The sequence below is a fragment of the Rhodococcus sp. BS-15 genome, assembly GCF_000813105.1.
Classification (GTDB): domain Bacteria; phylum Actinomycetota; class Actinomycetes; order Mycobacteriales; family Mycobacteriaceae; genus Rhodococcoides.
Genome location: NZ_BAOX01000166.1, coordinates 1 through 10820, shown reverse-complemented (window position 1 = coordinate 10820; position 10820 = coordinate 1). Strand labels below are relative to the sequence as shown.

The window sequence follows — 10820 nt, the reverse complement described above, 5'->3', positions numbered from 1 at the left end:
CGTCGACCTCGTCGGAGGCGAGACGTTGCGCGCTGCCGCGACCGCTGTGACGGCGGGGGTACCGATCGTCAGCGTCGCAGACCCGATGCTCGCGGCGCAGTGGGGAGGTTCCGGAGTCGATCGCGACCGCACCACAGCAGCATTCGCGCGGCTGGCGGACCTGACCGCGTCGGGCGTCATTCGTCCGCGTATCGACCATGCCTTCCCGCTCGAGCGTGCGGGTGAGGCTCTCGCTCTCGTCGAGGACGGACACGTGCTCGGCAAGGTCGTGGTCGAGGTTCGCTGACGCCGGGTTCGGGTGAGCGGATCGCTGTCGGTACCTTCCGGCACACTGCTGTCGCGAGGATCGATGACCGATGACCGATGACGAAGATCGACGATGGGGCGTGCGTGAGAAAGCTGTGGGTAGCGGTACTGCTGGTGATCGCTGCGGCAGTGATGGCTGTGTTCGGCTCGTGCGACCGGCCCGTCATCCCCGGTTTCTCCCCCGCCGAACCGGCTCCGGGTAGTCCCACTCGCACTCAGATCGAGCAGTTGCTCGCCCAGGTTCGTGTGATCGCCGCCAGGCCCGATGCCCTCGGCTACGAGCGTGGATGCAAGAGCGGTGAAGGGTGTGTGTTCGGCCCGGCGTGGACGGACGACTACGACGGGCCGGGTGGTCACGACGGCTGCGGTACCCGCGACAACGTCTTGGCGCTGTCGATGACCGAGGTCGAGTTCCGCGCAGGCACTCGCGACTGCGTCGTGTTGTCGGGTTCGCTCGCAGATCCGTACTCCGGTGAGCCGATGCAGTTCACCAAGTCCGATGCCGGAAAGATTCAGATCGATCACGTCTACCCTCTGTCCGCTGCGTGGGACATGGGCGCGAACACGTGGTTGCCCGACAAGCGCATTCGGTTCGCCAACGACGTGGCGTTCAATCTGCTCGCGGTCAACGGGGCGGACAATCAGAGCAAGAGCGACAAGACGCCCTCGCAATGGTTGCCGCCGAACGCGGCCTACCACTGCTTCTATGCGGGCAAGTACCTGTCGGTCGCTGCCCAGTACGAGCTGCCGATCACCCAGGCCGATCAGGGTGTTCTCGCTTCGGTCGCCTCGACGTGCGCGGCGTAACGTCTCTGCGATGGCAACCGCACGCCCGCGTGGCTTCCTCGACCGTGAGACTCAGCTCTGTATGTCCCTGTCCGGCCGACCGAGCAACATCGGAACTCGCTTCCACAACTATCTCTACCACGAGTTGGACCTGAATTTCGTCTACAAGGCGTTCACCACCACCGACCTCGCCGCCGCGGTGGGGGGCGTTCGCGCGCTGGGTATTCGAGGCTGCGCCGTGTCCATGCCGTTCAAGGAAGATGTGATCGAACTGGTCGACGTGATGCACGAGTCGGCGAGCGCGATCGAATCCGTCAACACGATCGTCAACGAGAACGGCGTCCTCCACGCATACAACACCGACTACCAGGCCGTCGCGAACCTACTTGCTGCGAGTGGTTTCTCGACCGACTACTCGGTGGCCGTCACCGGCAGCGGCGGCATGGCCAAGGCTGTCGTTGCCGCACTGCGAGATTCGGGATACACCCGGGGCACCGTCGTCGCCCGCAACGCGAACACCGGCCCGGCCCTCGCCGAGACTTACGGCTACGACTGGTCGGCCTCAGCAGTGGGCGCAGACCTGCTGGTGAATGTGACCCCGGTGGGTATGGCCGGCGGGCCGGACGCTGATTCGGCACCGTTCACCGAACAGCAGATCGACGCAGCGAAGGCCGTGTTCGACGTGGTCGCCATGCCGTCGGAGACACCGCTGATCGTCGCGGCCCGGGCGGCGAACAAGCCCGTGATCACTGGCGCTCAGGTCATCGCTCTGCAGGCGGCAGAACAGTTCGTTCTCTACACCGGAATGCGACCGTCGGACCAACAGATCGCGCGCGCATCGGAGTTCTCGCGCAGCTGACTCACAGGTGCTGCCACCGGGGCTTGTTGGCGTAGGCGTACCGGTAGTACTCCGCGAGTGCGAGCGACGACGCCGCGGCCTCGTCCAACAGCACCGTTGCGTGCGGGTGCCATTGGATCGCCGACGCCGGACAGTGCGCCGACAACGGTCCTTCGACGGCTGCCGCCACGGCGTCGGCTTTCGACTCACCTGTGGCGATCAACACGAGGTGACGCGCCTCGTCGATGGTGCCGAGCCCCTGCGTCAGTACGTGATGCGGCACGTCCTCGGGCGAATCGAAGAAACGGGCATTGTCGACGCGAGTCTGTTCGGTCAGCGTCTTCACCCGCGTCCGCGATCTCAGTGATGATCCAGGCTCGTTGAAGCCGATGTGTCCGTCGGTGCCGATTCCGAGGATCTGAACATCGATGCCGCCTGCGGCTGCGATCGCCGCGTCGTACCGCTGCGCCTCGGCCGCGATGTCGTCCGCTTCGCCGTCGGGCGAGAACACCGCGGCGTCGTCCAGATCGACGTGGTCGACGAAGTTCTCTCGAATGAACGAGAAGTAGGACTGCTCTGCTGTTTTCGCCAGTCCGATGTACTCGTCGAGCAGGAAGGCTCGACATCGCGCGAACGACAGGCCCTCGTCCCGATGCCGTCGCGCCAATTCGCGATACGTGCCTACCGGGGTCGACCCGGTTGCCAGTCCCAGTACAGGAGTGGAGCCTGCTCGTGCGACTCGTGCGACTCGTTCGACGATGTCGGCGGCCGTTCGATCCACTACGTCGGCCCCCTCGAGGATCACGACCTCCATCTAGCTGTCCTCTCCGATTGCTGTTCCGCCTCTTATCACCTGTAACGGCTCGAACGCCGCGTCGACCACCAGCACGTCGGCTCTCATGCCCTGTTCGAGGCAACCGACGTCGGAGCCGAGGCCGATCGACGCCGCCGGAGTCGACGATGCAGCCCGAACCGCATCGACCAGTGGCACACCGGCATCCAGCACGGCGCGGCGCAACAGGTCCAGCACGGTCGCGGTTCCGCCTGCGATCGGAGCGGTCTCGGAATCTGCGTCGCGGGACAGCCGTGCGACCGAGTGATGGACGGTCACATCCAGTGGCCCGAGCCGATAGCGGCCGTCCGGCATACCGGCCGCGGCCATCGCGTCGGACACCAGCGCGATCCGTGCGCCACCGACGAGATCGAACACCGCGCGCACGGTCTCGTCGGCGAGGTGCACTCCGTCGCCTATCAATTCGAGCACCATCACGCTGCGCGCCGCGGCAGCCAAGCACTCGCTCACCGGACCCGGCGACCGATGATGCCAGGTCGGCATTCCGTTGAACAGGTGCGTGGCCGTCATCGGACCGTCCCCCAGCGACTCGATACCGCGGCGAGTGGTGAGGGCATCGGCGTCCGTGTGCCCGATGCTCGGAAGTATCCCGTTCTCCCGCAACATCTCTGCGATGGCGGTGAAACCGTCGATCTCGGGCGCAAGGGTCATCGACCGCACCGCTCCCCGGCCCGCGCTCAGTATGTCGCGGAGCAGTCCGGGATCTCCGCTGCGCAGCGACGCCGGATCCTGTGCGCCGCAGCGGGCGACCGCGAGGAACGGCCCCTCGAGGTGGACTCCGGCGATGTCACCGGACTCGTACAGATCGGCCAACAGCGACGTCTGCGTGATCAGCCCTTCCGGCGGTGCCGACACCAGTGAGGCGAGCATCGTCGTGGTCCCGCGAGAGCGGTGATGCCGTACCGCCGTCATGAGATCGATGGCCGGTGAATCCGGAAAAGAGGCCCCAGCTCCACCGTGGCAATGCAGATCGACCAACCCGGGCAGGATCGTCGAATTCGTCTGCGGTACTGCCTCACCGGGCCACGCCGATGCAGGTCCGACCCACGAGATCCGGTCTCCCGTCGACGCGAGAACGCCGTCCTCGATCACCTGGTCGCGCGTGACGACCCGCCCGCGGTGCGTCGTCGTAGTGGATGCGGTCATGCCCGATCGGGTTCGAGCACTGCGTCGTCCTCACGTCCGGGGGTGCGCAGGTTCCACTTCTTGATGACGAAACTGAACAAGAAGTAGTAGATCACCGCGTACGCCAGGCCGATCGGGATGAGCAGCCACGCCTTGGTGGCGATTCCGTAGTTCAGCAGATAGTCGATGCCGCCGGCGGAGAAGAAGAAACCGTCGTGGATCCCGAGAGCATTGGTCAACGCCATCGAGGTTCCGGTCAACACCGCGTGGATGATGTAGAGCGGCCAGGCCACGAACATGAACGAGTATTCGAGCGGCTCGGTGATGCCGGTGACAAAGGCAGTCAGGCCGGTGGACAACATGATTCCGCCGACGATCTTCTTCTGCGACGGCTTGGCGTTGCGATAGATCGCAAATGCTGCAGCGGGAAGAGCGAACATCATGATCGGGAAGAATCCGGTCATGAACACTCCGGCGGACGGGTCGCCGGCGAAGAACCGATTGAGGTCGCCGCGGACCAATTGACCGCCTGCATCCTGGTAGTCCCCCACCAGGAACCAGACGACGGAGTTCAGAATGTGGTGCAGCCCTGTGGGAATGAGCATGCGGTTGGCGAAGCCATAGATTCCGCTTCCCACCACACTGTGGTCGGCGACGGTGTTGCCCACCCATTGGAGCGCGCCGTAGAAGAGCGGATAGACGAACGACATGATCACGGCCACAACGAGACCGGTGATCGCCGTCATGATCGGCACCAGACGACGGCCGCTGAAGAAGCCGAGATAGTCCGGCAGCTTCTGTCGATAGAAGCGCTGCCAGAGGATTGCCGAGAGCAGTCCGATGACGATGCCTGCCAATACGCCGTAGTCGATCACGGCCGGGTCACCGTTGGCATCGACCTCCCCGTCGAGCACGACGGGCGACATGGCCGTGAAGACGCCGTTCATCACCATGTAGCCGACCACCGCTGCGAGCGCGGTCGAACCATCGGACTTCTTGGCCCAGCCGATGGCGATACCGACCGCGAAGATGAGGGGAAGCCAGGTGAATACCGCCTGCCCTGCGGCGGAGATGACCGCAGCGGTGGTCTCCAGAGCGCTGAATCTCCCCAGCAGGTCGTCCTGACCGAGCCGCAGGAGAATTCCGGCGGCCGGCAGAACAGCGATCGGGAGCATGAGGCTGCGACCGAACCGCTGCAGCCCGGCCAATGATCGAGATTCCTTCTTCGGCTCGGTATCGATCGAGTCCGTCTTCTTCGGGGTCATGGCGACCTTCTCTTCGAGGCTGGTCCTTCGAGGGCGATTTCGCTGTTGTGACCGGGTGCTATCAGGGGTACTGTCCGGTCATTACCAGTTGTAGTTTGGCCAGGTGGCAAGCACATGTCAACCCGGCCGTGTGATCCACCCGACAGACATACGCCGACAGAAAGCGGGAACCCCACATGTCCAAAGCGGACGCGATCGTCGAAGGCCTCGGCGGTGCCGACAACATCGTCGAGATCGAAGCGTGCATAACTCGGCTGCGTACCGAGGTGAAGGACGGGTCGTTGGTGAACGAGGCAGCGCTCAAGGCGGCAGGTGCCCACGGCGTCTTTCACAAAGGAACCGCAGTTCAAGTAATCGTCGGCCCCGAAGCGGACACGCTCGCAGAAGACATCGGCGACATCCTGTGAGCGACGCCAGGGTGATCCTCAGCCCTGTTGCCGGCCAGGTCATCTCGCTCGCCGACGTGCCCGACCCGGTATTCTCGGCGCAGATGGTCGGCTCCGGTGTCGCACTGCGCCCGACCCCGAACGACAGGTCTGTCGAGGTTCGTTCACCGGTCGCGGGCACGATCCTCAAACTCCATCCGCACGCGTTCGTCGTCTTCACCGAGGACAAGGCGGGTGTGTTGGTGCACATCGGTATCGACACCGTGAAGATGAAGGGCGCGGGCTTCGAGCTCGTTGCAGCAGAGGGTGATCGAGTCGAGGCAGGCGACCTCGTGGTCACCTACGATCCCGCAGCGATCGCAGCGGCGGGCTACTCGGATGTCGTTCCCGTGGTCCTGATGGATTCGAAGCCGGATTCGGTGACGAGTGCGAGAATCGACAACACCGTGGAAGTAGGCGACCTACTGTTCGAGCTGCCCTGATCTCACCGGCGCTGCGAGGTGCGTCGCCCGCCTTCGACTTCCATCGACAACTGATACCGATCGCAGCGGTACCAGCTCTCGGTGTGTTCGAGCGGCTCGTCGCCGCTGAAGGAGACGCGGTCGAAATACAGCACGGGGGCACCACGCTTGGTGCCGAGCAGGGTGGCGGTATCACTGTCGGCCGCAGTTGCTTTGACGGTCTGCTCGGCCCGGTCGATGGTCAACCCGTAATGGATCTGTACGGCCTCGTACACCGATTTGCTCAGGTCGTGCTCGATCAGGCCGGGGAGCAAGGAAGCCCGATACCACGCGTCGTCGACGCTGACCGGTTCGGCATCGGCCAGTCGTAGACGCTTGACGTGGTAGGTCTGTTCTCCGTCGGCAAGGCCGAGAGCACGAGTCGTTGCCGCCGAGGGGCTTTCGAGCCGCGCGAACAGCACCACCGTGGTAGGCGTCAATCCTTGCGCGCGCATCTCCTCCGAGAACGACGCCAGGTGCAAACGCGACTGCACGGTGCGACTGGCCACGAACGTGCCCTTGCCACGGACCCGCACCAGGTGTCCGTCGTTGACGAGCTGGCCGATGGCTTCGCGAACGGTGATGCGGCTGACGCCGTAGTCCTCCATCAGTTTTCGCTCGCTGGGCATCAGATCGCCGGGTTGCAGCTCCTTGGTGCAGCGGTGCAACAGGATTGCGCGAAGCTGTTCGTGCTTCGGGACCTGACTGTCCCTCAGATGTACGGGCATCACCACTGCGCCGGCCTTTCCGTCACTCGCCGAACCAGCGGTACGGACTGGTCCGGTCCAACCCAGAGACTACGTCACGTCGAGGGTGCCCCGACAGCATTCGGCCGCCGACGCCTGCCGCCGACTCGGCTCGATGGGAAACGACGCGACAGGCGACGGCCCACAGTGCATCATCGTCAGTCGTGACCACTGCCGACGCCGCCGACGGACCGACGCCACTCTCGACCCCCATCAGCGCAGGAATCGTGGCCTCACTGGTCGGCTTCACCAGCTCGTTCGCCGTCGTGCTGACGGGCCTACGGGCGGTAGGTGCAAGCCCGACCGAGGCGGCCTCCGGATTGCTGGCACTGTGCGTCACCCAGGCCGTGGGCATGATGTGGCTTTCGCGCAGGTACAGACAGCCCATCACGCTGGCGTGGTCGACGCCGGGCGCTGCGCTCCTGGCCGGAACCGGTGTGGTCGTCGGAGGGTGGCCCGCCGCGGTGGCGCCTTCGTCACTGTCGGGGTGCTGATCCTCCTGACGGGCCTGTGGCCGAGGCTCGGCGCGCTCGTCTCGAAAATTCCGGTACCACTCGCGCAGGCAATGCTGGCCGGAGTACTCCTTCCGCTCTGCGCGGCACCGGTCGTCGCCTTCGCCGACTCCCCCGCCCAGGTAGCTCCGGTTGTACTCGTCTGGCTCGTCGTACTTCGGTACAATGCACGCTGGGCAGTTCCTGCAGCATTCGCCGCGGCGGCGGCGGTCATCGCGGCCGACTTGATCGGCGGCGACACCCCCATCGCGGCCTCGGATCTGATTCCCCGAATCGACTGGACGGTTCCGCACTGGAGCTGGCAGGCCACAGTAGGTATCGCGGTGCCGCTGTACATCGTCACGATGGCGTCGCAGAACATCCCCGGCACCACGGTCATGGCATCGTTCGGGTTCCGAATTCCTTGGCGTGCGTCGATGACCGTCACCGGCACCGGCACTGTCCTCGGCGCATTCGCCGGCGGTCACACGATCAACCTCGCCGCGATCAGCGCTGCGCTCTCGGCGAATCCAAGTGCCCATCCGGACCCGAAGCGGCGATGGGTCGCCGCATTCTCCGCCGGATCCTCCTACCTGGTGCTGGCACTGCTGTCCACGGCCCTGGCGACCCTGGTTGCCGCAGCTCCCGCAGGTGTGGTGGAAACCGTTGCCGGACTTGCCCTGTTGGGAACTCTCGCGGCGTCGTTGTTCGGCGCACTCGAACATGCGTCGGACAGAGAAGCAACGGTTCTGACTTTCCTCGTCGCTGCGTCCGGCCTGACATTCGCAGGAATCGGCTCCGCGTTCTGGGCCTTGGTCGTCGGTCTGGTGGTCCGAGCAATCCTGCGTCGCAGTCCCCGGCGATGCCCGCTACCGACGCCACTGGTTAGGGTCACGTTCATGACCGATCAGGTGAACCCCGGGCCGGAGTTGTCGCATGCATCGGACTTTCCGGCACTGTGGCCCGTGACGACGCGATGGGACGACAACGACCACTACGGCCACGTCAACAACGTCACCTACTACGCGTATTTCGATACCGCTGTCAACGGTTGGTTGATGGAGCGACGGGACTCGATATCCGGACACTGCCGGCGATCGGTGTCGTCGCCGAGACCTCATGTCGATACCTGTCCGAGTTGAGCTTTCCGGATCGCCTTCAGGTGGGCCTGGCCGTCGAGAAGCTCGGCACCCGAAGCATCGTGTACTCGCTCGGGTTGTTCCGCGAGGCAGGCGACGATGCGTTGGAGTTGGCGGCGAGGGGTCGATTCGTACACGTGTACGTCGACGGAGTCACTCGCAGACCGGTGGCGATTCCGCCCGAAATCGAGAGCGCAGCTCGCACTCTGGTGATCGGGACCGCGTCGATCTGACCGACTACAGGCCGATCTCGTCGGCTGTACGCAACGCCCTGGTGACGATGTCGTCGATGAGCGTCGTGGTCGGCCCGCCTGCCACGGCCCGGTTTCGCGAATCGGCTTCCATCCGGCGCATGACGCCTTCGGCGATGATCGAGAGCTTCCACAGCGCCAGTACCTGCCAGAATCCGACATCGGAGACGTCACGCCCGGTGTGCTGCGCATACGACTCGACGAGCTCGGCCCGTGTAGGAAAGCCCGGCAGAGTCGACGCCATGAACGGACCGACGACCCCGTCGTCGGCTTGCGGCCAGTAGGCCAGCAGGCCGCCGAGGTCCGCCAACGGATCTCCGAGTGTGCACAGCTCCCAGTCGACGACCGCGGCGACACGGCCGTCGTCGCGGGCCGTGATGACGTTGCTGAGGTGGAAGTCTCCGTGCACCAGGGTCACCTCGTGCTGCGGAGGGATGTTGGCTGCCAATCGAGTTGCCAGCGAGTCGATACCGGGTACGTCGCGAGTGCGCGAGGATTGCCACTGCTTGGTCCACCGGGCGAGTTGGCGAGCGGCGTACGGCTTGTGGCTGGCCAGATCGGCCAGACCCGAGGATTCCAGGTCCACGCGGTGAATGTCGGACAGAGCCACCGTGAGGCCGAGCCCGATTCGGCGTCGGTGATCGGGGTCGAGTTCTTCGGCTACCGACACCGAGTCGACGACGATTCCGTCGACGAAACTCATCAGCAGGAGCGGAACCTCGGACACCGCAGAACCCTCGGTGATCGCAATCATTTTCGGAACCGGCACCGCCGTGTTCTGCAGGCCCGACAGAATTCGATGTTCACGCACAACATCGTGTGCGGACGCCAACAGTTTCCCCAGTGGTGGACGTCGAAGTACCCAACCACTGCCACCGGCGTCACGAACCGCGTAGGTGAGATTGGACTGACCGTTGCCGATCCGATGAAAGGTGAGAGGCGAGGTTGCGCCGATTCCCAATCCTGCGATCCAGGTCGCTACTGCTTCTTCGTCCAGTCCCACTGCGCCCATAGAAGAACCCTCACTTCGCCGCGCGACACCGTTGTCGACTGCCGTCATCGGAATTCGACCGATAGTAGCGAAGCAGAACCTGCTCGGGTGCGAAGGACTCCAGACCCGGGACGAGTCAGCTGGCGCGCACGAACGCGGGGACCAGAGCCGGACTAGCAGTTGCCGCGGCCGGCACCGCTGCGCCGTGGCGCTTGACCGCGATTTCGTCCACTTCACCGATGAGCATTGCTACCAACGTCTCCGGCTCGGCCGCCCACACCGAGGAGATGTTGCGAACCTCGGCGGGTGCGAACAGGCCGCTGTTGGTGAGTGCATCGATCCACTCGGCGACTGCCTCGGCGGTAGGCTCGGGCACGGTGGACCGGTCGAGGGAATCCGCTTCGAACTCGTTGCAAAAGAACGCGCGGACCATGTCGAGCTGTCCCTGAGACATTGCGGTCATGTTCTTCTCCTTCGAGTTTCCGGCGTCCGTAGGTGTCGAGTACCCGATTCCGACGGGTTGTGACGGGTACCACGGCCCGTTTCCAGATCGTTATCGATGTGTCTGTAACGGTCGAATGCGGGTTTCCGATGCGGCTGAAACTACGCCCTTTTGGACGGTCTCGCCCAGGGTGAACTGGACTATGTGAGTATCGTCACATAGATAGACCCATCCAATCAACGCCTTGCAACGAAGTCATAGTTCGCTTCACGAAATGCTGTGACGGGAAACAATCCGAGGGCAAATGCCCAGCTGAGCGGACCGAGAGCCGCTCGAGGGTGCGCATCGGCGGCCGGTATGCGAGCGAAGCCGATCCGACCCATTCGATTCGGTTGCAGGTGAGAGGACCGTTCGATCGATAGAAACCAGTCCTGACCCCCGATTGAATCATTGAAACCGACTTCGAGAATTTGACGGCGTGGTCACCGTTACCCGACACTGCATGGTTCCGTACAGGCGGTCTGACGTGATCGAACCGTTACCAGAGCGACTATCAGCCGGTTCCCATGTTCCTCACATCCGGCGTTCAGCCGGATCGGGCACGGTGGCGCTCATGCCACCACCGAGCCTGGACTCCGGACCGATCCGCGCATCACCCGACGCCGGGACGCTCGCGGCGCCGCCCGGCACCACGAGCCGAC

General features: G+C 64.3%; 11 protein-coding genes and 2 pseudogenes. 7 read left to right on the top strand and 6 right to left on the bottom strand.

Annotated elements, in window-relative coordinates:
- The 3 genes from RHBS_RS17530 to RHBS_RS17520 all read left to right on the top strand — a co-directional run.
- The coding region (locus RHBS_RS17530; RefSeq protein WP_145977539.1) for a zinc-binding dehydrogenase at positions 1–286 on the top strand (286 nt) is incomplete at its 5' end.
- A 152-nt stretch (positions 287–438) separates the two neighbouring features.
- Positions 439–1113, top strand: a complete 675-nt coding sequence (locus RHBS_RS17525) for an HNH endonuclease family protein (protein WP_128646122.1) — start codon at positions 439–441, stop codon at positions 1111–1113.
- Between the two features lie 10 nt (positions 1114–1123).
- The gene (locus RHBS_RS17520; RefSeq protein WP_128646118.1) at positions 1124–1951 is read left to right on the top strand and encodes a shikimate 5-dehydrogenase; all 828 of its coding nucleotides are present in this window, start codon (positions 1124–1126) and stop codon (positions 1949–1951) included.
- Between the two features lies 1 nt (position 1952).
- On the opposite strand, the gene nagB is transcribed toward RHBS_RS17520, so the two are convergent.
- The 3 genes from nagB to RHBS_RS17505 are packed head-to-tail and all read right to left on the bottom strand — an operon-like array spanning position 1953 to position 5173.
- Entirely contained in the window at positions 1953–2744 is a 792-nt protein-coding gene (gene nagB / locus RHBS_RS17515; protein WP_128646117.1) for a glucosamine-6-phosphate deaminase, read from the bottom strand.
- Positions 2745–3929: an N-acetylglucosamine-6-phosphate deacetylase gene (locus tag RHBS_RS17510; protein WP_237669342.1), complete on the bottom strand. Its 1185-nt coding sequence runs from the start codon at positions 3927–3929 to the stop codon at positions 2745–2747.
- Positions 3926–5173: a PTS transporter subunit EIIC gene (locus RHBS_RS17505; protein WP_128646116.1), complete on the bottom strand. Its 1248-nt coding sequence runs from the start codon at positions 5171–5173 to the stop codon at positions 3926–3928. Before RHBS_RS17505 ends, RHBS_RS17510 begins: the two co-directional genes overlap by 4 nt.
- Before the next feature lie 176 nt (positions 5174–5349).
- On the opposite strand from RHBS_RS17505, the gene RHBS_RS17500 reads away from it, so the two are divergent.
- Positions 5350–5580 carry a glucose PTS transporter subunit EIIB gene (locus tag RHBS_RS17500; RefSeq protein ID WP_032393491.1) on the top strand — a complete coding sequence of 77 codons (231 nt, stop codon included), beginning with the start codon at positions 5350–5352 and terminating at the stop codon, positions 5578–5580.
- Entirely contained in the window at positions 5577–6041 is a 465-nt protein-coding gene (locus tag RHBS_RS17495; protein ID WP_128646115.1) for a PTS glucose transporter subunit IIA, read from the top strand. The genes RHBS_RS17500 and RHBS_RS17495 overlap by 4 nt, the downstream gene beginning before the upstream one ends.
- 2 nt (positions 6042–6043) lie before the next feature.
- On the opposite strand, the gene RHBS_RS17490 is transcribed toward RHBS_RS17495, so the two are convergent.
- Positions 6044–6790, bottom strand: a complete 747-nt coding sequence (locus RHBS_RS17490) for a GntR family transcriptional regulator (RefSeq protein WP_128646120.1) — start codon at positions 6788–6790, stop codon at positions 6044–6046.
- A 179-nt stretch (positions 6791–6969) separates the two neighbouring features.
- Between RHBS_RS17490 and RHBS_RS17485 the strand changes: the two are divergent.
- Together RHBS_RS17485 and RHBS_RS17480 are read left to right on the top strand one after the other, a co-directional pair.
- Positions 6970–8153 (top strand): annotated as a pseudogene (locus RHBS_RS17485) (benzoate/H(+) symporter BenE family transporter); the annotation flags it as partial.
- A 42-nt stretch (positions 8154–8195) separates the two neighbouring features.
- Positions 8196–8668 (top strand): annotated as a pseudogene (locus tag RHBS_RS17480) (acyl-CoA thioesterase).
- 4 nt (positions 8669–8672) lie between these two features.
- On the opposite strand, the gene RHBS_RS17475 reads toward RHBS_RS17480, so the two are convergent.
- On the bottom strand, positions 8673–9698 hold the full coding sequence (locus RHBS_RS17475; protein ID WP_128646119.1) for a phosphotransferase family protein: 1026 nt from the start codon (positions 9696–9698) through the stop codon (positions 8673–8675).
- Between the two features lie 115 nt (positions 9699–9813).
- Positions 9814–10140, bottom strand: a complete 327-nt coding sequence (locus tag RHBS_RS17470) for a hypothetical protein (protein ID WP_128646114.1) — start codon at positions 10138–10140, stop codon at positions 9814–9816.
- Positions 10141–10820: the final 680 nt, after the last annotated feature.